Below are 23966 nucleotides of genomic sequence, written 5' to 3'. Positions count from 1 at the left end.
AAAGCCAATCTCATGAAAATGATGTAGGTTTGTACGTTATAAAATGGCTTAGGACACGTACCTGTAGCGATTATTTTTTGACTAAATTTTCGAATGGCAACAGCAACGAAAACCCCAAGATTACTGGCAGCAGCCAAGGAATTTAACATCGGTAAAGAAACACTCGTAGAGTTTCTGACTGGTAAGGGCTTTGAGATTAATGCAAGCAATCCTAACACAAAGCTCACCGAGGTGATGTACGACGCTTTGCAGGCAGAGTTTGCTCAAGACAAACTCGCTAAACGCAAGAGCGAAGAGATCGCTTTGCCTAAAGGCTCTTTGCTTGATAATCTTAAAAAATCTAAAGAGGAACTTGATCTTGCGGTAAGAGATAAGAAAGGGGACGAGCCGGAAACACCAGCTCCGGCAGCAACAGAAAAGAAAAAAGAAGAAAAGGCCAAAGAACCGGAAGTAGTAACACCTCCGGCGAAAGAAGAGGCTGCAGAAGTTGTTGCACCTACGCCAGAACCACAACCGGCACCAGCGCCAAAACCGGAACCAGTTGCGGAAACCAAACCGGAAACTCCCGTTAAAGAAGAGCCAAAGGTTACAGTAGAGGTAAAACCTGAGCCAGTAGCGCAACAGCCAGAAACACCAAAAGAAATTGTTACACCAAAACCAAAAGAAGAAACTCCGGCAGAAAAACCAGCGCCAGTGCCACCAGCACCGCCTGTAGCCGAAGAAGCTCCGGAACAACAGCATATCGACGTGAAAGCGCCGAAACTGGAAGGACCGAATATTTTGGGTAAAATAAACCTGGACGAACTGAATCTTTCATCCCGTCCTAAAAAAGGTGCCACACCTCCGCCACCGGCGAAGAAAAAAGCAGAAGCACCTGCTACTCCGGAACCGGTAAAAGAGGTAAAAGAGGAAAAACAAGAACCAGTAGCGCAAGCTCCAGTGAAAGAAGAAAAACCAGCACCACAACCTCCGGTAGTGGAAACTCCGAAAAAAGAGGAAGCGCCTGCACCGAAACCGCAGGAAGCGCCGAAAGCAGAAAAACCTGCTGCGCCAGTAACGCCAAAAGTAGAGAAACCAGCACCTCCGGTAACGCCTCCACCTGCACCTCCCGTTCAGGAAGAAGCACCGAAGCCTGAGCATATCGAAATGAGAGCGCCAAGACTGGAAGGCCCAAAAATCATTGGTAAGATTGAATTGCCTGTTGCAAATACCGGCAGTTCCAAATCGAACAATGATAAAAACAACGAGAAACGTAACAGAAAACGTATCCCGGTTCAGAAAAAACCTGAAACATTCAAACCAGACCAACAAGGTCAGGGTGGCGGACAAGGCGGTCAACACCGCGGCGATCGCAACCAGCAAGGTGGAGGTCAGGGTGGACAACATCGTGGCGACCGCAACCAACAAGGCGGCGGACATGGTGGACCAAACCGTGGTGGCGGCGACAACCGTAATAATAATAACAACAACAACAACAACCGCGGCGGCCAGCAAGGTCAAGGCGGTGGCGGATACAACCGCGGCAATAACCAGGGTGGCGGACACGGACAAAATCGTGGTGGCGGTAATGACCGTCGCGGCGGTGGATTCCAGCGTCACGGACAAGGTGATAATCGTAGCAATACTCCACCTCAGGAAATTGACGAAAAACAAATTCAACGTAAAATACAGGAAACCCAGGCCAAACTGGCCGGCGGTGGCGGACGTGGTAAAAACCAGAAGTCAAAATACCGTCGCGATAAGCGCGAGATGATGGCTGAAAAACGCGCCGCAGCTGAAAACGCAGAACAAGGCAGTGCAATACAGGTAACTGAGTTCATTTCTGTAAGTGAACTGGCAAACCTCCTGGATGTAAGCTTTGCGGATGTAATCAGCAAGTGTATGAACCTCGGTATCATGGTGTCTATTAACCAGCGTCTTGATGCGGAAGTAATTGAACTGGTTGCCAACGAATTCGGCCACGAAGTAGAATTCATCAACCTGCAGCAGGAATCTGACATGGTTGAGGAAGAAGACGTGGACGATGGCGAACAGATTGCACGTGCACCGATCGTTACGATCATGGGTCACGTAGATCACGGTAAAACATCATTGCTTGATTATATCCGCAGTGCAAACGTAGTTGCGGGTGAAGCAGGCGGTATCACACAGCACATCGGTGCATACCAGGTAACTACTAAAGAAGGTAAGAAAATCACCTTCCTCGATACGCCAGGTCACGAAGCGTTTACCGCGATGCGTGCACGCGGTGCGAAAGTTGCCGACGTTGCAGTTATCGTAGTAGCTGCGGACGATGCGATCATGCCTCAGACAAAAGAAGCTATCTCGCACGCTCAGGCTGCCGGTCTCCCGATGATCTTTGCGATCAACAAAATAGATAAAGAAGGTGCAAATCCTGAAAAGATCAAAGAACAACTGGCACAATTGAACATCCTCGTTGAAGACTGGGGTGGTAAATATCAAAGCCAGGAAATTTCAGCCAAAAAAGGTCTGAACATTGATCTCTTACTGGAAAAAATATTGCTCGAAGCAGAATTGCTTGATCTCAAAGCAAACCCGGATCGCGTGGCAATGGGTAGTGTAATTGAAGCTTCGCTGGATAAAGGCCGCGGTTATCAGGCAACAATCCTGGTACAAAACGGTACGCTGGAACAAGGTGATATGATCGCTTGCGGTCAGCACTACGGTAAAGTGAAAGCGATGTTCAACGAACGTGGCCAACGCGTTACCAAAGCAGGTCCATCAGCTCCGGTACAGGTACTGGGTCTGAACGGTGCACCACAGGCGGGTGAGAAATTTAAAGTTTACGAAGACGAAAACGAAGCAAAAGATATCGCTACACACCGTGCGCAAATCATGCGTGAACAAGGTATCCGCGCTCGTAAACACCTCACACTCGACGAAATCGGTCGTCGTCTGGCACTGGGTAACTTTAAGGAATTGCCGATCATCATCAAAGGTGACTTCGATGGTTCTGTAGAAGCATTGAGTGACTCACTGCAGAAACTTTCTACTGAAGAGGTAGCTGTAAACGTGGTTCACAAAGCAGTTGGTCAGATCACCGAAAGCGACGTATTGCTGGCAACAGCTTCCGACGCGATCATCCTCGGCTTCCAGGTTCGTCCGTCACTGCAGGCAGGACGACTGGCAGAACAGGAAAACATCGAGATCCGTACCTACTCCATCATCTACGACGCGATCGAAGAAATCAAGAGCGCGATGGAAGGCTTGCTGGAACCAAAAGTTGAGAAGAAAACAGTTTCTAATATCGAAGTACGCGAAATCTACAAGATCAGCGGCGTAGGAACCATCGCAGGTTGTTATGTTCTGGACGGTAAAATGGGACGTAATACGAAACTCAACCTGGTACGTGACGGTATCGTTATCTACAGCGGTGAGCTGGCATCTCTGAAACGTTTCAAAGACGACGTGAAAGAAGTAAGCGCAGGTTACGAATGTGGTCTTTCTATCAAAAACTACAACGACGTTCGTGTCGGCGATATCATCGAAGGTTACGAAGAAGTGGAAATCAAACGTACTTTATAATTATAACGGATTTAAAAATTGGAACGGCAGCTGTAAGCTGCCGTTTTTTTTATTACCTCACAGGCATTTTGCGCAGCGCAGCCCTATCTTCATCCGTTGCATTCATTTTTAAAAATACCCGCCAGTAGTATTCCTTTGTGATTCCCTCCGGTAAAGTGTTTGATGCATATTGATGAGTCTGAAAAATATTAAGCGCCACCAGCAAACAACCAATGATACAAGCCAACATTTGCGCCGCCGTTCTACTCCGCTTTATCCTATCTATTAATGCCGCGAATGGAATGGCAACTACCACCAAAGACTCAATAAGCGCCCTGCAACCAAATCCCCAGCCATAGGACCAGTAATACCAGCTGAAGACCACGTAAATGATGACACACAAATAAATGATAATAGGTATCCGCAAAGCTTTTGACCTCGCATTCAGAAAAAACAATCCAAATAATGCAAATAGTACAACCGGCGTATACACAAACCAACCTTTATAATAACTGAATAAACCGTCTACTATATGTGGTTTATCGAAATTAAATCCTTCCCCTTCGTAAGAATAGTAAACCCAATGCCCGGTTACATATTTCCAGTATCCCAGTTGCAGGAGTAGAACGAATAAGCCGCATAGCATGCCACCTAATAAATACTTTAAGTTTTCTTTGAGTTGTTGTTTAAAATCCTGCTCTTTTAAAGCCGTCCCGGTCATCCAGAGCAAAGGAATAATAGCTATAAAAACATCCACCGGGCGCGTGATAGCGATCCAGCCGAGTAAGAGGCCTTGTATATAGAGATGGGCTGGCCTCCTCGTCTGTAGCCATTTATAGCAATACCAAAGCAAGATTGCAAACTGGGCAAATACCAATAAATGACTCATTCCAGAACTCGTACAAGTATAAGCATAAATATTAGTGCCAAATGCCAGGAAGAAAAGCGTAATGGCGGCAACATTTTCCGAAAAAAAAGCAGCAAGAAGCTTTCCGGTAAACCATAATCCTATTATGCACCAGAAGAGCGTACTGAAACTGATACAAAACTGGTAAGGTACACTATAACCGTCGGGTGGATATTCGTGGTTCAACAAGCAGACAGTATGAGCAACAAAAAACAAAGGCAATTCCCCCAGCGCCACACCAACCGGATATTTATTCAGTTTCCTGCCTGTTGAAGGTTGCTTATAGATGCCGTACCATTCCTGATCTGAAAGATTGTATTTTCTATTAACCTCCGGATAAAATTCCAAAGACGGCAAATCATGATAAATAAAGACGGCGGGCAGATAGAGATAATATCCCGAAGCATCGTAAACAGCTACTTTATGATCCACCCATTCATGGCTCGAAAAAAGCTCGAGAACAGAAACAATTGCAAAAATGACAACTACTGATAGCGTTCGTATAGGCAAAACAAGCTAATTATATTCCAAATAAAACAAATGTCTATTTATCAAGATAAACATATTTTTATCATTAAGTATAAAACAAAACATTGGCAATGGCAGAGAACTTAAACGCCATTCTTAATACAAATTCCTCAATTCTTTGTTCGTCCCTCGGTTAATGCTAACTTCGCACCTGTTTTAATAAGAGAGGCAAGCACTCATGAGTTCTATAATAGAGAAACTGGAAGCGATAAAGGGCCGCTTCGACAATTTAGGCATTGCGCTGACCAACCCTGAAATCGTAAGTGACAATAAGAAGTTTTCCCAAACCAGCCGCGAATATCGCAAGCTGGAAAAAATCGTTGATGCATATAAGAAGTACAGAGTATGTCTGGACAGCATCGATTTCGGGAAAGAAGTTCTGGCAAATGAAAGCGATGAAGACCTGCGCGACATGGCTAAAACCGACCTGGAAGAACAGGAAGTTCAGAAAGAACAACTGGAGACCGAAATCCGTCAGCTCCTTATTCCCAAAGATCCTCAGGACGAGAAAAATGCCATCATTGAGGTACGTGCCGGCACCGGCGGCGATGAAGCTAGTCTTTTTGCCGGCGACCTGATGCGCATGTATATCAAATATTGTGAGAAAAAAGGTTTCAAAGTCTCTACGCTGTCTGAAACGGAAGGCACAGTAGGTGGTTATAAAGAAGTACAGCTGGAAGTAACCGGTGAAGATGTATATGGCACACTGAAGTTTGAAAGTGGCGTACACCGTGTACAACGTGTTCCTGCAACGGAAGCGAGCGGCCGCGTACACACATCTGCAGCAACTGTAGCAGTAATGCCGGAAGCAGAAGAGATCGATTTTGAACTGAAAGAAAGTGATCTGAAAATGGAAACCGCACGAAGCGGTGGTGCCGGTGGACAGAACGTAAACAAGGTAGAAACAAAAGTAATTCTTACCCACGTCCCTACCGGAACAGTTATTACCTGTCAGACAGAACGTACACAGCTTGGCAACCGCGAAAAAGCAACTGCTATGATGCGTACCAAATTATATGAAGAACAAGTTCGCAAACACGAAGAAGAAATTGCACATCGCCGTAAGAGTCTCGTGAGCACAGGCGACCGTTCTGCTAAGATCCGCACCTACAACTATCCACAGGGCCGCGTTACAGATCACCGTATCAATATGACGATCTATAATCTGGACGACTTTATGGATGGTAACATTCAGGAGATGCTGGAAGCACTGCAGTTTGCGGAGAATGCGGAGAAAATGCAGGCGGGAGAAACAGTGGGCTAAACAATTGAACTTAATCAAAACTTTCCTTGATAAAACAAGGATTTATCCATTATTCTGGTTTTCTTTACCCAAAATATAAAAACTAAAACACAGCATGACTCCACGCTTTGACCTGGTAGATATTGCAAAAACAATACAAATCCGCCGCAAGCTGATTATTGGGATCACAGTAGCCGCCGCTATACTTGGTGTTGTTGGCTATCTGGTGCAAAAGAAAAAATACAAGGCGATTGCAGAATTCCTTGTTACCAACCCTGAGTTTGCTGATCGCAGCAACATTTTCAGAAATGTTGATACCCGTTCCATCGATTATTTCGCAAGTGAAGAAGATATTGATCGTGTAATGGCCATCGCAAAATCGGACATGGTGCGTAACCAGGTAATCCGTAATACCGACCTCTATAAAATTTATGAACTTGATCCGAACAACGTAGACGATCAGGAAAAAATGGGCGGTAAGTACAAGAAGAATTTTGAGATCCAGAGAACTGAAAACAAAAATCTGGAAGTTAGCTATATCGATCATTCTCCTAAAGTGTCTGCCGATGTTACCAATGAGATTGTACGCGTAGTAGAAGAAACATACCGCAACTACTTCAATACGATCAAGGGTAAAATGATCTTTTCACTTCAGAACAAAGCGCATGAAGTGGATAGCAATATTGCACTGCTGACCGATTCTTTAGCGCATATGCGTGACCGTTATAAAATTTACGGTATCGTGAGTCCAAACCGCCAAAGCATTGTAAGCGGAGACGTAAAACCTACTGCAGCTGATTTTGGCCGTGGCATCGAGCAAATCCAGAATGTGGAAGCGATGAAAGACCAGTTTGTAATGGACCGTGCGAAATATGCTTCTCTTCTGAATGAATTTGAAACCGGTACAAGAGCAGACGAACTTTCTTATGTGAAGGTAGTGAGCTCCGCAACGCCACCTGTAAAACCAACAGGTCTCGGTTTTATTCTTTCAGTAATCGCCTGCACGTTTGTTGGCTTCTTCGTTGCAGTACTGGCCGTTTTATTCAGTGCTTATTACCGTGCATTAATTTCGGTTGAACGTTAAAATGCAGCAATCACAAATAATAAACAAAGACTGGTTCCAGCCCGTTTCCATAACGCTGGGACTTCTTTGTATTTTGCTATATGCACTGACAGGGAACTTTCTTTGTCTGGCGACACCATTCGCTTTTTTCTATTGTGCGCTAATTACGATCAATTGGAAAACAGCATACTGGCTGTTGTTGTTCTGCATTCCGTTTTCCATACAGATTTGGTTTCTCAACGAAACACTCTCTACCAGTGTGCCCGATGAGCCAATGATGTGGCTGATGCTTCTGCTATTCGGTGTTTTATTTGCGAGCAATCCCAAAATACTTCCGGAATGGTGGTGGCGAAATCCGCTTGTAATGATCATCTTACTACAGTTCCTATGGTTAATTGTAGCGGTGATCTATTCAAAAGAATTATTGATTTCGGTAAAATTCCTGTTAGCGAAAATCTGGTTCCTGACCTCATTTTTCGTTTTGCCAGTACTGATCTTTCAGAAGAAAAAAGATTTCAGAACTGCATTTATCGTAACGGTAATCCCACTCATGGGAACGGTATTCGTAATCTTTTACCGTCACTGGCAGCTCGGCTTTAACTTCCGGAAGATTGAAAAAGCGATCAACGAACTGTACTACAACCACGTTGACTACTCCACGATTCTTTCCATGTTCTTCCCGGTTGCCTGCATCGCATTTGTGCTGTCGCGGAATCAAAAATGGTGGGTCCGTGGCATTTTATTATTCATCGCATTATTCCTGCTGCCTGCAACTTATCTGACTTATGCACGTGCAGCAATGATTGCAATTGTTTTTGCAGTAGTTATCGGCATTGCAATAAGAATACGCCTGGTCAATTTGATCATGCCTGTATTTTATGGGCTTATCACTTTACTGGTTGTGTATATGTCGCGTGACCATAAGTACATCGACTACCGTCCGAATTTCGAGCGTACTTATATGCATACCAATTTCACCGATCACATGATTGCAACTTTCCGCGGTCAGGATATGTCATCGATGGAACGCCTTTACCGCTGGATCGCCGGAGCCCGCATGAGTACTGCAAACCCATGGACCGGTGTAGGACCGAATGCATTTTACTATTATTACAAACCATATACTGTTACCTCATTCCGCACTTATGTAAGTCGTAATGATGAACATTCCACCACACACAACTACTTCCTGTATATGTTGGTGGAGCAAGGCTGGCCAGCACTGATATTGTATGCGATACTCGTGTTTGTATTCTTCTATCAGGCCCAGAAAGTATACCATCGGTTTGAAGATAAGTTCTACCGGAGTGTTACAATAGGTATCGCGATGATGTTTGCCGCCGGCTTTATCAATAACTTCTTCTCAGAACTATTGGAAACACACAAAGTAGGTTCGCTATTCTATCTGAGTATCGCCTTGCTCGTAATCCTTGACAGAAAAAGCAAAGAACCGATTCCGGAATAACTAATATCGCTGAACGCCTAAAGCCTAAGACTGAAGGCTTCCTTCAATAAAAAATATCAGATAAAAAGAGACGGTTCCCACAATTGTGGGAACCGTCTCTTTTTATTTCGTCGGGATTGAAAATCCCTTTTATTAGTCGCTCGATATGCGAACATATCAAAAACAGCATAACCCTTTTTGTGGTTCAAAGCCACGGCGCTTTCGGCTTTGGTCTTAAGCTTTTAGCTCAGAGCAGTTGGTTCCACCCAGGCTTCGTTGTCTTTCAGTAATTGTATCAATTCCGTAACCGCAACTTCACTCGGTACGTTTTTCTTCACCACTTCCTTGCCTTTATACAAAGTAATTTTTCCCGGGCCGCTGCCTACATAACCGAAATCAGCATCTGCCATTTCACCCGGGCCATTTACAATGCAACCCATAATAGCAATCTTCACACCTTTCAGATGATTGGTCACCGCACGAATCTGCGCAGTGGTTTCCTGAAGATCAAATAAAGTACGACCACATGATGGACAAGAAATGTATTCTGTTTTAGAAATACGTGTACGCGTCGCTTGCAGAATAGAGAAAGCCGTATTATTAGTAAACTGGTAAATGTCTTTTACCGGAAGATAAGTTCTACCCTGCACTTTCGCAGTTTCCAATTTTGCGCTTGCACCGTAACCCAGACAAATGCCATCACCAAAACCATCCAGCAATAAGGCACCTGTTTCTGTTGCGAAATGAATCAGATGTTCATCAGGCGTTGCAGCGTTACTGTCTGTGATCAGAATAATCGGATTATGGATATTACGGTTTTGAATCTCCGTACACATTCTGCGTACCGATTGCATCGCATTCTTGTTAGTACTGCTCAGACAAATTACTACCGAAGGATCGTTTGCCAGCTTGTCTAAATGTGTATAATCATTGATCGTCGTAATATCGTTGAAACAATCGACCATCACAAAATTCAGACTGTCACTTTTCTGTTCTGCAGTAACAAATCCACTATCCTGGAAGATTGGAAAATACTTGGCTTTATCCTCGGCGAGTTGCCATGCAGCTGGGTAAACAATTACTTTCAGCGTACCCGGCAAAGCAAAATCCAATAATTGATTTCCAGTAAAAACATAGTCTGCTGCTGCGTCACCGATTGCCCATTTATCAGTGGTTTCATTGTAAGTGTAACCAATACTCTGCAGATCAGCCGGTGTTATTTTTTCAACCTTGCTGAGATCAGCGATGACAACAGGAACTTGTTTATTTCCTATATTCTGAACAGCAAAAGCTTCGTTGCGTTTATAATCAAACGGCGAATAATTCAATATTGCAATCTCCGGCGTTTGTTTGCTTTGTGTTGCCGCGCCGGCATATCTCTTCACCAGATCTTTACACACCGGAATTTCAAATTCAGGATCTTCTGTCAGTGAAACACGGATAGTATCGCCGATGCCATCTTCCAGTAAAGTGCCAATACCGATCGCACTTTTAATGCGGCCGTCTTCGCCATCACCGGCTTCGGTAACACCAAGATGCAACGGATAGCATTCGCCAAATTCTTCGTCCATTTTACGGATCAGCAAACGGTACGCCTGCACCATTACCTGCGGATTACTGCTCTTCATGCTGAGCACAATCTGATGGTAGCTTTCATTACGGGCAATACGCAAAAATTCCATTGCGCTTTCCACCATACCGATTGGCGTATCTCCGTATCGGCTCATAATGCGATCACTGAGCGATCCATGATTCGTACCGATACGCATTGCAGTTCCGTACTCTTTGCAGATTTTTACCAACGGCGTAAAACGATCACGAATACGGTCTACTTCGGCAGCATATTCAAGATCGGTATATTCAATAAAGTCAAACTTCTTTTTATCGATATAATTGCCTGGATTTACCCGCACTTTCTCGATGATCCGCGCCGCAATTTCGGCAGCATTTGGTGTGAAATGAATATCTGCGATAAGCGGGGTCTCGTAACCTCTTTTGCGCAACTCATTTTTTATATTCAGTAAGTTTTCAGCTTCTTTCTTGCTTGGAGCGGTAATGCGTACCAATTCAGCGCCCGCCTCAATACAACGGATAGTTTGAGCAACGGTTGCCTCTGTATCCATCGTATCAGTAGTGGTCATTGTCTGAATACGGACCGGGTTATCGTTTCCAATCAGCAGATGACCGATTTTTACTTCTCTGGTTGGTAATCTTTTATAAGTAGTCAGCGAGGGACTATAATACTGCAACATATTTCTGCTATCAATGCTTTCGCAAAGGTAAAGTAATATGGATAGCGGAGGTGATAAGTCTTGTTTAATTCAGCTAAACCGGGGAATGCATTTTCGTAGTTTTTTGTATACATATTGAGAAAAACCACAAGCTTTATCGGTCTTATTTTACCTTAGCCGAGCAATGTCATTCCATTCTCATAATGTGCAGCAAATAAGTTAGTTTTCCATAATAAAAAAAATTATTACATATCTTTACATCAGAAAGATAATTGATTTGCAATGATATTTTCTTTTGATGAAGTTTTGTGAAAAAGCGTAAAATCGCGCAAACAATAGTATTTTAGCAACAAACCAGCCTGATGCAATACGAAATCAAACACTTAGGCAAATTTAAGTTTGTAGAAGAAGGAGAAGGCGAACCACTGGTACTGTTACATGGCCTGTTTGGTGCGCTCAGCAATTTTAAAGACCTCGTAGAACACTTTAAACGTACTCATAAGGTAGTGATTCCCATGCTACCACTGTTTGATCTTTCTCTGTTAGACACGACAGTGTCCGGACTGGCCAAACACGTACAGAAATTCATTGAAGCGAAAGGTTTCCGCAAAGTACACTTACTGGGAAATTCTTTGGGCGGACACGTTGGACTCGTTTATACGCTGAAACACCAGGACCTGGTGAAAACCATTACGTTAACTGGTAGTTCCGGACTGTTTGAAAACGGTATGGGCGAAACTTATCCAAAACGCGGTGATTACGACTTTATACGAAAAAAGACAGAACTGACGTTTTATGATCCGACGGTAGCAACAAAAGAGCTTGTGGACGAAGTTTACGGCATTGTAAACAACCGCCTGAAAGCGTTAAAAATTATTGCGCTGGCGAAATCAGCTATCCGTCACAATCTCGGGGAAGAATTACAGGACATAAAACTGCCTACCTGCCTCATCTGGGGTAAGAATGATACGATCACACCACCAATGGTAGCGGAAGAGTTTAAAAAGTTGATTCCTAATTCAGAACTGCACTGGATTGACAAATGCGGACATGCACCGATGATGGAAGTTCCAGGTGAGTTTAATGCGATCTTAGAGGAGTTCCTTAACAAACACAAAGGATAGTTGTTTTGTTAAATTGATTTTCTTTGGGGTACGTAAACATCCGAACTGGCCTGAGATTTGTACATATATTAGTAAGAGAAGTTTGAATCATGTTAATTGAGCAACTAATATCGCCGATCGTACCAACGCTGATGCCGACAGACACAGGAAACCGTGCTTTGTACCTGATGGAAGAAAATCATCTGACACAATTGCCTTTGGTACTCGACCATAAGTATATGGGTCTTGTAATGGAAAACGACATGCTGGACTGGCAGACACCTGAACGTCCGCTGAGCGCATACGATTTTCAGACATACCAGCCTGCTGTATTTGCTAATGGTCACCCGTACGATGCCTTACGCATCGCACACCAGCAAAATCTGTCGATCATTCCGGTAGTAGATCGTTCCAACACTTATGTGGGGGCAATTACACGTGATGGTTTACTAAAATATATAACCGAAAACAGTGGTCTGGACAACCCAGGCGGTATCATTGTTCTGGAAGTGGAACCAAGAAGTTACAGCCTTACAGAGATTGCCCGCATCTGCGAAAGCGAAGATGTGTTGCTGATAGCCACCCAATTGCATACCAACACTGAAACCGGCATGCTGGAAGTGACGCTGAAAACCAATCGTACCGAGTTTGGCGCAGTCATTTCATCTTTTGAAAGACATGGTTATAACATCAAAGAAATCTTTGGTGAACAGGGCGGCGCCGAGGACATGATCAGCAGGTATAAATTATTGATGAACTACATCAATATGTAATCCCGGGAAATTGCGCTGTGCAAAATCAGCATTTACCTTAATTTTGTAAAAAATTCCAAACATAACGTGCAGCCGCAAAGCTGCACGTCTTTTATTATTTTATTATGATAGCAATAGATCATGTATTGTTGAGTGACGATGTGGTAGAACAGCAATTTGTATGTGATCTGCAACGCTGTAAAGGCGGCTGTTGTGTAGATGGCGATTGCGGTGCTCCACTCACCGAAGAGGAAACGCATATCATCGCTAAAATTTACCCTAAAATAAAAGGTTACCTGCCGGCGGAATACGTAGCCGAAATTGAAAAGCAGGGAACACACGTCATGGACGATGAATACGGATATGTGACGCCAACCAAAGACGGCGGCATTTGCGTGTATGCTTATACCGAGGCTGACACAGGCATTGTGAAATGTGGCATCGAGAAAGCCTGGAAAGATGGCGTTGTTGACTTTCAGAAACCGATTTCCTGCCATCTCTATCCTATCCGTATAACAGAAGGCGACGGATATGAAATGGTCAATTACGAACCTCGTCCGACTTTGTGTAAACCGGCCTGCAGACTGGGAAAAAAACTTCAGGTACCCGTATATCAGTTTCTGAAAGGACCATTGATCAGAAAATACGGTCAGGATTTCTACGACACACTTGATGCAGTAGCACAGAAAATAAACGGCAGTAAATAAAAAAGAAAGCAGCTCTTAGAGCTGCTTTCTTAGTCTTGCGACGGGGATATTGAGTTGCTCCCTGTATTTTGCCAAAGTACGGCGCGCAATAGTATATCCTTTTTCCTGCAACATTTCTGTGAGCTTTTCATCAGAATGTGGCCGGCGTTTATCTTCGTTGTTGATAAAATCAAACAGAATGCTTTTCACCTCCCTGCTGGAAACCTCTTCCCCGTTGTCTTTATGAACTGCTTCCGAGAAAAAGAACTTTAGCTTATAAGTACCAAACTCCGTCTGCACGTATTTGCTATTAGCAACCCGCGAAACGGTAGAAACATCCAGGCCGGTAAGATTTGCAATATCTTTCAGGATCATCGGTTTCAGCAAAGCCTCATCTCCGGTACTGAAGAAGTCACGTTGAAATTCAATAATGGCATGCATTGTGTGCAACAGTGTATGCTGGCGCTGTTTGATCGCATCAATAAACCATTTTGCTGCTTCGAGCTTTTGCTTGATAAAAGACACTGCCTCTTTCTGGCGTTTATTTTTTTTATCGTTGCGACTGTAGGCCGTAAGCATTTCCTTGTAGCCTTCCGAAACTCTCAATTCCGGTGCATTTTTTGCATTGAGCATTAGCTCCGGTGTACCATTATTTGAGTTAACGTAAAAGTCAGGAATTACATAACCGGCAGCACTGCTCACTACTGCAAAAGCTGCCCCAGGCTTCGGGTTCAACTTAATAATGCAATTGATCACCTCTTTAAATTCTTCGTCATCAAGGCCCAGGTGCTTCTGTATTTTTTCGTAGTGCTTGCGGATAAATTCGTGAAAATATTTATCGAGTATTTCGATAGCATTTTTTACATCTCTGGTTTGCTCAATACGCTTCAGTTGCAGTACTAAACACTCCTGCAAAGTCCAGGCGCAGATACCTGGCGGATCAAACTGCCTGATTTTTTCAATGATTTCATTGATCTCTTCTTCCGAAGTATAGATATTCTGGCTAAATGCGAGATCATCTACGAGCGGACCTGTTTCACGTCGCAAATAACCGTCATCGTCCATGCTGCCGATAATCTGTTCGGCTATTTTATGTTCCCGCTCATCGAGCTCCAACATACGCAGCTGATCGAGCACATAATCGTGAAAATTGTTTTCAACCTTAACCGGTGTACCCACTTTTTCTTCTCCGTAATCATCACCATAATTGTAATCACTTGGTCCATCATCGCTCTCACTTTTCAGGAAATCATCGAGGTCTACTTTCTCTGAAGCTTCTTCACTCAATTCCGGTTCTGCTTCTTCACTCTCGTAATTCTCGTTATCATCAGAGAGGTCATACCGGTCCGTTCCGTCATCGCCATCATTGTACTCAAGTGCCGGATTTTCTTCTATTTCTTCCTTAATTCTTTCTTCCAAACTTGCAGTAGGAACCTGCAGCAGCTTCATTAACTGAATCTGCTGTGGCGACAACTTCTGCAAGAGTTTCTGTTGGTGCGACTGTTTAAGCATCCGGTCTTATATCTTCTTCCTTACAAAAATAAAACTTTGAGTAACAATGCAAGGCTTCCCTGCTTTAAAGTTTTAAAGGCAATTTAACGTTCTCTGCGAAACATTGGCATGTTTCTTTTATTGGAAGTAGTTTCGTATATTTCTGCATTAATGAAAATACGGGATCTGGCATGAGTAAACGACCATATATTTCACCCTCATTTTCATACGTTCCTCTGGAAGAGACACTGGAAATTCAGCCTAAAAAAAAGCAACTTTTTATCGGCATTCCTAAAGAAACTTCTTTTCAGGAAAACCGTGTGGCGCTTACTCCGGAGGCAGTTTCAGTACTGGTGAACAATGGCAATGACGTAGCGGTAGAACACAATGCAGGCGAGGGATCGTCTTACTCTGACAGTGACTATAGCGAAGCAGGCGCGAGAATTGTTTATGAAAAAGCGGAGCTCTATAAAGCGACCACGATCATTAAATCAGCGCCAATCTCTGAAGATGAAGTGCATTTGCTGCAACCAAACCAAGTAATCATTTCTCCAATCCATCTTCCGTTTCTGAAAGCGGACATGATGGAGCATCTGATTCAGAAAAAGATTATTGCCATCGCTTTTGAATCGATCAAGGATGATTCGGGCACATACCCGATTGTGCGCTCTATGAGCGAAATTGCGGGCAATTCAGCTATTCTTACGGCAGCCAAATATCTGAGCAATGTCCATAACGGAAAGGGCATTTTGTTGGGCGGTATTTCTGGCGTTCCGCCGGCAAAAGTGCTTATCATTGGTGCAGGTGTCGTCGGCGAATTTGCAACACGGACAGCACTTGGTCTTGGTGCTTCGGTAAAGGTCTTTGATAATTCCATTTATCGTCTGATGCGTCTGCAAAACAATGTGGGCCGTCGCCTGTTTACATCCGTTCTGGAGCCCGTAACGCTGGCTGAAGAACTGAGCAACGCAGATGTGGCGGTGGGTGCATTAAAGCCCGTAAACGGCATTACACCCGTGGTTGTAACAGAAGAAATGGTGAGCAATATGAAACCAGGATCTGTTATTGTAGACGTCAGCATTGACCGTGGCGGCAGTTTTGAAACGTCACATGTCACCACACACGAAAATCCTATTTTTAGAAAATACGATGTCATACACTATTGCGTACCCAATATTGCCTCCGGCGTATCACGGACGGCTTCCAGGGCGATCAGCAATGTATTGATGCCTATACTACAGCAATGCGCAGACTTGGGCGGCGCAGAAGTGCTGATCCAGGCGAAGCGAGGTATCCGCAACGGCGTGTACCTGTACAAAGGTTGTGTAACGAATGCGCCACTGGCAAGGCGTTTTAATTTCAAATACACGGATCTTGACCTTTTGCTGGCTTCTCAAAGTTAACCAATCACTAATCCTTGAAAATTTTTATGCCCAACAACAGAATGAATAAAACTATTGCCGGATACCACTTGCTGATGATACTCTCTGCGGTGGATTTCCGGATCAGTGCGAATGAAGACAGCGTCATTCGGCAATACCTTGTGCAAGAATTTCCGTTTCATGTGAATCTGGACCGCGAAATGGAAATCATCAGCAATCTGCATCCCGACCAATGGGAAGGCCACTTCCTGAAAGCTATGGATGATTTTTATGATGACGCTACAGAAGAAGAGCGTAAGAGTCTGATCAAATTTGCAATCCGCCTGGCCAAAGCGGACCATGTGATCACTAAAGAAGAAAATTACTTTTTGAATATGCTGTTCGATAATTGGGAAGCGGCGTAGGATCGCTGATTTCCTGATGTCTGATTAAAGAAAACGGTCGGACGGCCCAAAGTCGTCTGACCGTTTTTTTGTTTAGAGCTTAGTTTCTCTTTTTACCGGCACCGCACCTACTTCATAACCAAAGAGGGCTATAAAACCTCATTCTTTTATGAAGGTTGCCAAATCCATTTTATACCCGTTGAGGTATAAAATGGGCAATTTCCATTCAATCTATACCTTATCGGGTATAAAAAATAATTTATCGTCCGGTTCTGTGACGGATCCAATCTGCAGAAAATTTATGCAAACATGAGCACCCTTCGGCAGACTCACGCCAGCGCAAAAGCGTGAGGGATAGTAGCGGAAAGCCCACAGCGGAGCAATGCGGAGCGAGGACTTGTAGCGGATAGCCCGACCCGAAGGGGCACGCCCATACCAGTGGACAGTAACGATGAACAATTGATGATGTGTGTATGCTCACACTGAAAATCGAACCAGATACAATCCGGGCAGAATTTTGCAGACACAAGTCGCCCTACGGAAGACTTGCGCCAGTAAACAAAAAGGATTGCACAAAACCTGTGCAATCCTTTTCACTTTATAAAAATGAGTTTAATTAAATCACATTGGTCAGCGCAAGGCCGAGAATGATAAGACCGGCGATGATGCGGTAAACACCGAACACTTTAAATCCGTGTTTCTGCAAGTAGGTAATGAAAAACTTGATGGAAACTACAGAAACGATAAACGCGATCAGACAACCCGCGACAAGCATTCCGTTATTGGACGAATGGAAAACTTCTGGTGTTTCTTTATAAGTATCGAGCAACTCCTTCGCTGTAGCAGCTGCCATAGTTGGCACTGCAAGGAAGAATGAGAATTCTGCAGCCAGGCTACGAGTAAGACCAGAAGCCATACCACCAATAATGGTTGCAGCGCTGCGGCTCAAACCAGGAAATACGATTGCCAGAATCTGAAAGAAACCAATCTTGAGCGCGCGACCGTTGTTGATCTGCGGCTCTTCTGTGATGGTCTGATTCTTGAAGAAATTATCAATGAATAAAAGCACGATACCACCCAAAACGGTGATAGTGGCGATAATAGTGATACTGCCGAGTACGTGCTCAATATGTTTTTTGAGCAAAGCCCCGAAAATGAGCGACGGTATTACGGCAACAAGCAGTTTGATGTAAAAGGAAATATGCTTGACGTTGACAAATTTCTTCCAGTAAAGCACGATCACCGCAAGGATGGCGGCAAACTGGATAACAATGTCAAACATGTTGATAAAAGGATCTTTTGGATCAACGTGCATAAATGCCTGTGCGAATTTCATGTGGGCAGTAGACGAAATTGGCAAAAACTCTGTGAGGCCTTCTACTACGGCTGTGATGATGGCTTGGAACCAAGTCATGATTAAGGAATGTTGAGATATTTATGTGTTTGTAATGAAAGTTGCCATTGTGGGTTTTGCTGTATAAAATCGATAATGAGCGGTGTCATCTGATCTCGCTTGCTCCATTCTGGCTGCAGGTACAAGATACAGTGTTCGGGCACATTTTTAGCATGTTGCTCGGCCCACGCAAAATCTGTTTTATTAAATACAACAACTTTCAGCTCGTTGGCTTGCTGAAGGCTTTCTTCAAGAGGTGCTTTAAATTTCTTAGGGGATAAGGTAATCCAATCCAGATCTCCACTGAGCGTGCTGGAACCCGATGTTTCAATATGCACTCGAAATCCTGCCGCATGCAGTGCATCTGTCAAGGGTTGCAGTTGATGCATAGCAGGCTCGCCTCCCGTAATAACGGCAATTCTGCCGGGATGCGCCGATGCCGCTGTCACAATTGCTTCTGTGGTAAACAACGGATGGCCTTCTGTATCCCAGCTTTCTTTCACATCACACCAGACACATCCTACATCGCAACCAGCCAGCCTGATGAAATAGGCTGCCTGGCCGCTGAAGCGGCCTTCTCCCTGGAGGGTGTAGAAATGCTCCATGACGGGATAGCTGTAGATATGTGTATCTGTATTCAAAATTATGAATTGTGAGTTGTCAATTGTGAGTTGTCAATTGCGCCCTTCGACTCCGCTCAGGGTGACAAGTGAAATGTCAAAAGTTAAAAGTCAAAAATTGCTGAAAGCTCAACGCTTAAAGCCGAAAGCTTGTCCATCGCAAGTCATCCTAAGCGAAGCCGAAGGACAAAAGTTTTAAGCTTTTGGCGTTAGGCATTAAGCATTAGAACGATTTTTCGCGGCAAGCAGCGTATTCTTCATCAAACCACAAATCGTCATTGGGCCTACGCCTTTGGGAACCGGAGTGATATAAGCACATTTTGGAGCTACGTTGTCGTAATCTACGTCACCAACGAGACGGCTGCCGCTTTTGCGGGTAGCATCGTCGATGCGGTTGATACCTACGTCGATTACGATTGCGCCTTCTTTAACCATGTCGGCAGTAACAAAACGCGGACGGCCGATAGCGGCAACAATCACGTCAGCCTGCAGGGTCATTGCCTTGAGGTCTTTTGTTTTGCTATGACACATGGTAACGGTTGCATTGCCCGGATTAGCATTGCGGCTCATCAGAATAGACATTGGCGTACCGACGATATTGCTGCGACCGATCACTACGCAATGTTTACCAGTTACGTCGATGTTATAATGTTCAAGCATCAGGAGAATGCCATAAGGTGTTGCCGGCAGAAAACCAGGCTGACCCAGCACCATTTTGCCCTGAGAGATTGGATGGAAACCGTCTACGTCCTTTTCAGGAGCAATGGTATCGATCACTGCATTTTCTGAAATATGTTTTGGCAAAGGCAATTGTACCAGAATACCGTCAACAGATTCATTTTCATTCAGTTTCTTTACTTCATTGAGCAATTCCTCTTCCGTAATGGAAGTCTCGAAACGCAATAAAGTAGAGTCAAAACCCAGTTCTTCACAGGTTTTCACTTTGTTACCAACGTACGCTTCGCTTGCCGGATTGTTACCCACGAGAATTGCGGCCAGATGCGGTGCTTTGCGGCCATTTGCTTTGAGATCAGAAACTTCTTGTTTCAATTGCTCTTTGATATGAGCAGAAACTGCTAAACCGTCCAGAATTTGCATGGCGCAAAGGTAATGTCTTTAATTTAAAGATTTGGGCCAACGCCAACGGTTTTCTCAGTCGTGTTATGTTTTTATTATCAGTTGGCAAACAGCGACCTGCACCTCTCTGATCCGCTACTTTTGCAAAAAATTGAACCTGTGAGCAGATTTTTCGCACTCTTATTTTTGCTACCTCTTTTTGCGCAAGCACAGCCCTCCGGCTATTACAACAGCGCCTACGGGCTTTCCGGCAATGCACTGGAATTACAACTCCATTCCATTATTTCAGCGGGTTATACCCAACTTTCTTATACCCCGGGCCTCTGGAATGCTTACTACAGCACAGATGCTAAGGCCAATGGCAAGCTTTGGGACATATATTCTGATATTCCCGGCGGTACGCCTTCCTATGAATATACTATGGGCACGCAACAATGCGGCAATGGCGCCAATCATGAAAACTCCTGCTATAACCGCGAACATGTTTGGCCACAAAGCAAATTCAGCAGCAACTATCCAATGGAGTCTGATCTCTGGATCGCTTACCCAACGGATTATTATGTGAACGGACAACGGGCAGATCTTCCATACGGCATAGTTGGTACAGCGACCAAAACATTTACCAACGGAACCAAAATTGGCAACAATACTTATTTGGGAGCACCGGTGAGTAGTTGCTTTGAACCGATTGATTCGTTTAAAGGAGACATTGCCCGCAGCTATTTTTATATCGTGACGCGCTACCTTGCTGACAGCAATAAATTCAGCAACTGGGAAATGGCCACTAAAGCAACTTTGCAACCGTGGGCAGTTCAGATGCTGCTAAGCTGGCATCATCTGGATCCGGTAAGCACTAAAGAAATTGCACGCAACAATGCAGCCTATGCATTGCAAGGCAACCGAAATCCGTTTATTGACTATCCGCAATTTGCTGATTGTATCTGGGGGAATGGCAATTGCGCTTCGCTTTCTGTAGCTAGTTTTGAAGCAGTCAGAAATCAGGTTGCGTTGTATCCGAATCCTGCGCACGAACAGGTAACAATCAACTGGCAACAGCTAACGCCAGATGAAGTACTCGCTGTTGATGTATTGAATCTGCAAGGACAGCTATTATACCATAAAGATGTTGTGAAAGGTGAAAATTCTGTCGAGGTAGATACCCGCAACTGGGCCGCTGGCATGTATTTGCTGAAAGTACAAATGAAAGACCGCCTAGAAACTTTGAAGCTTTCTGTTCAATAAAAAATTGCAGGTGAAATGAAGCATTTCACCTGCAAATAATTTTAGGGTTTTGTGGGGCTGACCATAAGTTTGATTGCATATGCAACCTACCATTTATGTATCCGAAATGCAATAAGAAAATGGTGGTTCTACTCTTTGGTGACAATGGTTTGACGTTCTCCTTACAATAGTCTTCTGATCGCTGGCGGCGGATGTCTGATTTCTGATTTTGGCCCGTGATGCTGTTTATTTTCCGCAAAGACGGAAAGAAGCAAAGAGGCATAAGCTTCTCACTTTACGAATAAATTTTTATCGAAACGGTGTGCCACTGTCTAAAACATCAGACCTTTGCATCTTATGCATCTTTGCGGGGAACCAATTATCGCTGATTTTTACTTTTGAATTTTTACTTTTAAATTAAAGACAACAAAACCTCCGGTAGACACCGGAGGTTTTTCTCATTTTTCCTCTCTTATAAAAAAGTTTTTAAGCCGGAACGCGGCTTGCGATTAATTGTTCAAGCAACCCGAAAGAAAGCGTCATACCTGCGCCACCAAGGCCATTTACCACTGTCACGCCATCTTCAGGAGTCATGATTATCTCTGTTCCTTTTGCAAGCTTTGGATAAATACCGTGCCATGTTTGTGCAATTTCCATTCCCGGAAATGTGGTAAACGTAGCGAGATAATCAAGAATCATTTTATTGATGAAATGCTTATCAAACGGATCGTGCGTATTGCCGTATTCATGCGAATCACCGATTACTAATTCGTTCAGTCCGTTTTGAGCAATCATCACATGAATGCCGTATTTCACATAGTCCGGATATTGTTCCTGGATACGTTTTTTTAGCGCCGGCAACGAAGTACATTCTTCAAACGCAGCGTAGTGTGCCAATGTCATACCACCGCAAAGTGCAGCACCTATATCGTGATTGTAAGGTGCAGAACGCATCATTTGTAGTTTACATTTGGTAATACCTGTTGCAAATAATTCCGGATACAATGTCTCAAAATCCGGACCGCTGCAAACGAATATCTCATCTGCTTCATACACATCGCTACCAACCTTCACTCCTGGATATTCAACCGAAGTAACCAATTTATTAAAATGAAACTCGACTCCATATTTTTCGCTGAGATAATCCGGCAGCTTTGCGATTGCTTCACGAGCATCTACAATGATTTCGGAACTACTCCACAATGAGCCTTTCAAACCATCCGGATTTACGAAGGACGATTTAGCAAGCGTCGCTTCCGGTGAAAGCAATGCGCAATCGCGAAGCGAACGGTTTGCAGTTTCAAATTCAGAGATGACATTCATCTCATCATCGTGATAAGCCATCTGCAATGAGCCACAGGGATCATACCAGATATTTGCCTCTTCACAAATCTGTTGCCAGATACTGCGTGAAAGCATAGCACGATCATACAATCCATTTACCTTCTGCCCGATTGGCCAGATCATTCCAAAATTGCGCACAGATGCGCCTACTGCTTTTGCACTGCGCTCAAACACCTGCACTTTGTAACCACGAACGGCCAAGGCCCTTGCTGCTGCCAGACCTACAATGCCTGCCCCAATTACTATTCCTGTTTTATGCATACACGTTGTTTACTGTTTTTTCAAAAAGGTTTTTCTTGTTGTACTTCGTTCTGAAATAGATCAGCGAAAGCAGTACTACAGTGAATCCTGTAAAAGATAAGATCATCAGCCCTGCGTGAAAAAAACCGAGCCATGAAATATTGAGCCGGGCAAACTGCTTTATAAAAAGTACACCCACACTTCCGAGATAACCAAACGAATCAGCGATATACATTACGAAGCCGATATTACCGACGATGCGAAATGTAGCAATCATACGTTCAAAGAAAATGCAGTTGAACGGAATATACGCCATGTACAAACCCAATCCTGCAGCCGACATCCAGGCGATACTGCTGATGCAATGTATATCATAAAGCCAAGTACTGATGCCTACAATGGCACAACCTAACAATACCATAATATGAATGAGGGTAAATGCTTTAAGATTATTGCGCACCAATATGAGCAGGCTCATAATAATCAGTACGCTGAATGCGATTGGCAAATCAGTACGCGTAAAAATCGTCGGTTGTTTACCGTAACCCAATGCCGTCCAAAGCTCTACTTCGAAATTATCCCTGATATCACGAATGATCGTAAGCAGCAGATAGACGGAAACCACCAACACAATACCTGGCAAATATTCACGAACAAAGGATTTACGCTCTTGCTTTGTCATTGGTTTACGGACAGCACGCAGCTTAATATCTTCCTCATTCGGTGGGGGAATTTGTTCCAGCAAAAACACAAAAAGTACAAGCGGCAAAACGAATACAGCGCCCACGGCAAATGGCATCCAGTTTTCGGGAACATTCCAGGAAAGCATGAGTATCTTACCCACTGTTTTTGCCAACCCTGATGAAGAAATAAGACTCACAGCCATCACCGTACCCATAAATTCAGTTGCACGGCGTCCTTCCAGATAACTCACTACAATACCCCAGATCATTCCTAATGGAAAACCATTAATAAATAAGCAAAGAATATTAAACGGCGCGGGCACAACAGCAAAGCCTAGCAATGCTATCCATGAAATGCCTATCAGAAGAAACAACCTCGATGCACGTTGACCAGTTCTGAGTTCAGAGATGATTTTAATGCCTGCGAACTTACTCAGCATATACCCCAACACTTGCGCAAACACCAGCCATACTTTATAGTCGACCCCCCAGAGCTGATCGCCCGAATATGTTCCTGCAGTAAATCCTTTACGGAAAGCATACATACAGGAGTACGTGCCAAAAGCGGCTATGCTTGCAAGAATCGTGAGCCATACAGGATGGCTTTTCGCCAGTGTTCTTTGTAAAAAACCGGAACTGAGTTTGCTCAT

General features: G+C 44.0%; 18 protein-coding genes. 10 read left to right on the top strand and 8 right to left on the bottom strand.

All coding sequences use genetic code 11. From position 1 onward, the window contains the following. Nucleotides 1-93 precede the first annotated feature (93 nt). The gene (infB, locus tag DN068_RS05960; protein WP_110997981.1) at nt 94-3546 is read left to right on the top strand and encodes a translation initiation factor IF-2; all 3453 of its coding nucleotides are present in this window, start codon (nt 94-96) and stop codon (nt 3544-3546) included. A gap of 52 nt (nt 3547-3598) precedes the next feature. On the opposite strand, the gene DN068_RS05955 is transcribed toward infB, so the two are convergent. Continuing rightward, nucleotides 3599-4942 (bottom strand): hypothetical protein, encoded by a 1344-nt coding sequence (locus tag DN068_RS05955; RefSeq protein ID WP_123985245.1) that lies wholly within the window; start codon nt 4940-4942, stop codon nt 3599-3601. 196 nt (nt 4943-5138) lie between these two features. Here DN068_RS05955 and prfA point away from each other — a divergent pair, with 196 nt between their 5' ends. From prfA to DN068_RS05940, 3 genes are all read left to right on the top strand, one after another. Then, nucleotides 5139-6224, top strand: a complete 1086-nt coding sequence (gene prfA / locus DN068_RS05950) for a peptide chain release factor 1 (RefSeq protein WP_243630125.1) — start codon at nt 5139-5141, stop codon at nt 6222-6224. Between the two features lie 94 nt (nt 6225-6318). Next, nucleotides 6319-7287 (top strand): Wzz/FepE/Etk N-terminal domain-containing protein, encoded by a 969-nt coding sequence (locus DN068_RS05945; protein WP_110997979.1) that lies wholly within the window; start codon nt 6319-6321, stop codon nt 7285-7287. Nucleotide 7288: 1 nt separating this feature from the next. Further along, the gene (locus tag DN068_RS05940; protein WP_110997978.1) at nt 7289-8731 is read left to right on the top strand and encodes an O-antigen ligase family protein; all 1443 of its coding nucleotides are present in this window, start codon (nt 7289-7291) and stop codon (nt 8729-8731) included. 221 nt (nt 8732-8952) lie between these two features. Here the strand turns inward: DN068_RS05940 and ispG are convergent, their stop codons facing one another. Then, entirely contained in the window at nt 8953-10962 is a 2010-nt protein-coding gene (gene ispG, locus DN068_RS05935) for a (E)-4-hydroxy-3-methylbut-2-enyl-diphosphate synthase (RefSeq protein WP_110997977.1), read from the bottom strand. A gap of 341 nt (nt 10963-11303) precedes the next feature. Between ispG and DN068_RS05930 the strand changes: the two genes are divergently transcribed. The 3 genes from DN068_RS05930 to DN068_RS05920 all read left to right on the top strand — a co-directional run bounded on the left by DN068_RS05930 (nt 11304) and on the right by DN068_RS05920 (nt 13503). Next, nucleotides 11304-12065 carry an alpha/beta fold hydrolase gene (locus tag DN068_RS05930; RefSeq protein ID WP_110997976.1) on the top strand — a complete coding sequence of 254 codons (762 nt, stop codon included), beginning with the start codon at nt 11304-11306 and terminating at the stop codon, nt 12063-12065. Between the two features lie 89 nt (nt 12066-12154). After that, nucleotides 12155-12817 carry a CBS domain-containing protein gene (locus DN068_RS05925; RefSeq protein ID WP_110997975.1) on the top strand — a complete coding sequence of 221 codons (663 nt, stop codon included), beginning with the start codon at nt 12155-12157 and terminating at the stop codon, nt 12815-12817. Nucleotides 12818-12921: 104 nt separating this feature from the next. Further along, nucleotides 12922-13503, top strand: a complete 582-nt coding sequence (locus tag DN068_RS05920) for a DUF3109 family protein (RefSeq protein ID WP_110997974.1) — start codon at nt 12922-12924, stop codon at nt 13501-13503. A 15-nt stretch (nt 13504-13518) separates the two neighbouring features. On the opposite strand, the gene rpoN is transcribed toward DN068_RS05920, so the two are convergent. Next, a complete protein-coding gene (gene rpoN / locus DN068_RS05915; RefSeq protein WP_110997973.1) occupies nt 13519-14994 on the bottom strand; it encodes an RNA polymerase factor sigma-54 in 1476 nt (491 codons plus the stop codon). A 170-nt stretch (nt 14995-15164) separates the two neighbouring features. Between rpoN and DN068_RS05910 the strand changes: the two genes are divergently transcribed. Continuing rightward, the gene (locus tag DN068_RS05910; protein ID WP_110997972.1) at nt 15165-16376 is read left to right on the top strand and encodes an alanine dehydrogenase; all 1212 of its coding nucleotides are present in this window, start codon (nt 15165-15167) and stop codon (nt 16374-16376) included. A gap of 26 nt (nt 16377-16402) precedes the next feature. Beyond that, nucleotides 16403-16759, top strand: a complete 357-nt coding sequence (locus DN068_RS05905; protein ID WP_110998084.1) for a tellurite resistance TerB family protein — start codon at nt 16403-16405, stop codon at nt 16757-16759. 595 nt (nt 16760-17354) lie between these two features. Here DN068_RS05905 and DN068_RS05900 read toward each other — a convergent pair. From DN068_RS05900 to DN068_RS05890, 3 genes are all read right to left on the bottom strand, one after another. Continuing rightward, entirely contained in the window at nt 17355-18152 is a 798-nt protein-coding gene (locus tag DN068_RS05900; protein ID WP_110997971.1) for an undecaprenyl-diphosphate phosphatase, read from the bottom strand. Nucleotides 18153-18154: 2 nt separating this feature from the next. Beyond that, nucleotides 18155-18772, bottom strand: coding sequence for a 7-carboxy-7-deazaguanine synthase QueE (locus DN068_RS05895; protein ID WP_243630123.1), 618 nt, complete (start codon nt 18770-18772; stop codon nt 18155-18157). A 195-nt stretch (nt 18773-18967) separates the two neighbouring features. Next, nucleotides 18968-19849 carry a bifunctional 5,10-methylenetetrahydrofolate dehydrogenase/5,10-methenyltetrahydrofolate cyclohydrolase gene (locus DN068_RS05890; protein WP_110997969.1) on the bottom strand — a complete coding sequence of 294 codons (882 nt, stop codon included), beginning with the start codon at nt 19847-19849 and terminating at the stop codon, nt 18968-18970. A gap of 138 nt (nt 19850-19987) precedes the next feature. Here DN068_RS05890 and DN068_RS05885 point away from each other — a divergent pair, with 138 nt between their 5' ends. Continuing rightward, entirely contained in the window at nt 19988-21070 is a 1083-nt protein-coding gene (locus DN068_RS05885; RefSeq protein ID WP_165836296.1) for an endonuclease, read from the top strand. A gap of 465 nt (nt 21071-21535) precedes the next feature. On the opposite strand, the gene DN068_RS05880 is transcribed toward DN068_RS05885, so the two are convergent. After that, entirely contained in the window at nt 21536-22654 is a 1119-nt protein-coding gene (locus tag DN068_RS05880) for a TIGR03364 family FAD-dependent oxidoreductase (RefSeq protein ID WP_110997967.1), read from the bottom strand. Next, on the bottom strand, nt 22647-23966 hold the full coding sequence (locus DN068_RS05875) for a DUF5690 family protein (RefSeq protein WP_110997966.1): 1320 nt from the start codon (nt 23964-23966) through the stop codon (nt 22647-22649). The genes DN068_RS05880 and DN068_RS05875 overlap by 8 nt, the downstream gene beginning before the upstream one ends.

The organism is Taibaiella soli, assembly GCF_003236175.1.
Taxonomy (GTDB): domain Bacteria; phylum Bacteroidota; class Bacteroidia; order Chitinophagales; family Chitinophagaceae; genus QKTW01.
This window is presented reverse-complemented; position numbering and strand designations above follow the sequence as displayed.

Bases quoted from the DNA above. Each gene is read 5' to 3' on its own strand.
- DN068_RS05910 (WP_110997972.1), top strand. From the start codon at position 15,165: ATGAGTAAACGACCATATATTTCACCCTCATTTTCATACGTTCCTCTG.
- DN068_RS05940 (WP_110997978.1), top strand. From the start codon at position 7,289: ATGCAGCAATCACAAATAATAAACAAAGACTGGTTCCAGCCCGTTTCC.
- DN068_RS05900 (WP_110997971.1), bottom strand. From the start codon at position 18,152: ATGACTTGGTTCCAAGCCATCATCACAGCCGTAGTAGAAGGCCTCACA.
- infB (WP_110997981.1), top strand. From the start codon at position 94: ATGGCAACAGCAACGAAAACCCCAAGATTACTGGCAGCAGCCAAGGAA.
- DN068_RS05890 (WP_110997969.1), bottom strand. From the start codon at position 19,849: ATGCAAATTCTGGACGGTTTAGCAGTTTCTGCTCATATCAAAGAGCAA.
- DN068_RS05875 (WP_110997966.1), bottom strand. From the start codon at position 23,966: ATGAGCAAACTCAGTTCCGGTTTTTTACAAAGAACACTGGCGAAAAGC.
- rpoN (WP_110997973.1), bottom strand. From the start codon at position 14,994: ATGCTTAAACAGTCGCACCAACAGAAACTCTTGCAGAAGTTGTCGCCA.
- DN068_RS05905 (WP_110998084.1), top strand. From the start codon at position 16,403: ATGCCCAACAACAGAATGAATAAAACTATTGCCGGATACCACTTGCTG.
- prfA (WP_243630125.1), top strand. From the start codon at position 5,139: ATGAGTTCTATAATAGAGAAACTGGAAGCGATAAAGGGCCGCTTCGAC.
- ispG (WP_110997977.1), bottom strand. From the start codon at position 10,962: ATGTTGCAGTATTATAGTCCCTCGCTGACTACTTATAAAAGATTACCA.
- DN068_RS05945 (WP_110997979.1), top strand. From the start codon at position 6,319: ATGACTCCACGCTTTGACCTGGTAGATATTGCAAAAACAATACAAATC.
- DN068_RS05920 (WP_110997974.1), top strand. From the start codon at position 12,922: ATGATAGCAATAGATCATGTATTGTTGAGTGACGATGTGGTAGAACAG.
- DN068_RS05880 (WP_110997967.1), bottom strand. From the start codon at position 22,654: ATGCATAAAACAGGAATAGTAATTGGGGCAGGCATTGTAGGTCTGGCA.
- DN068_RS05925 (WP_110997975.1), top strand. From the start codon at position 12,155: ATGTTAATTGAGCAACTAATATCGCCGATCGTACCAACGCTGATGCCG.
- DN068_RS05930 (WP_110997976.1), top strand. From the start codon at position 11,304: ATGCAATACGAAATCAAACACTTAGGCAAATTTAAGTTTGTAGAAGAA.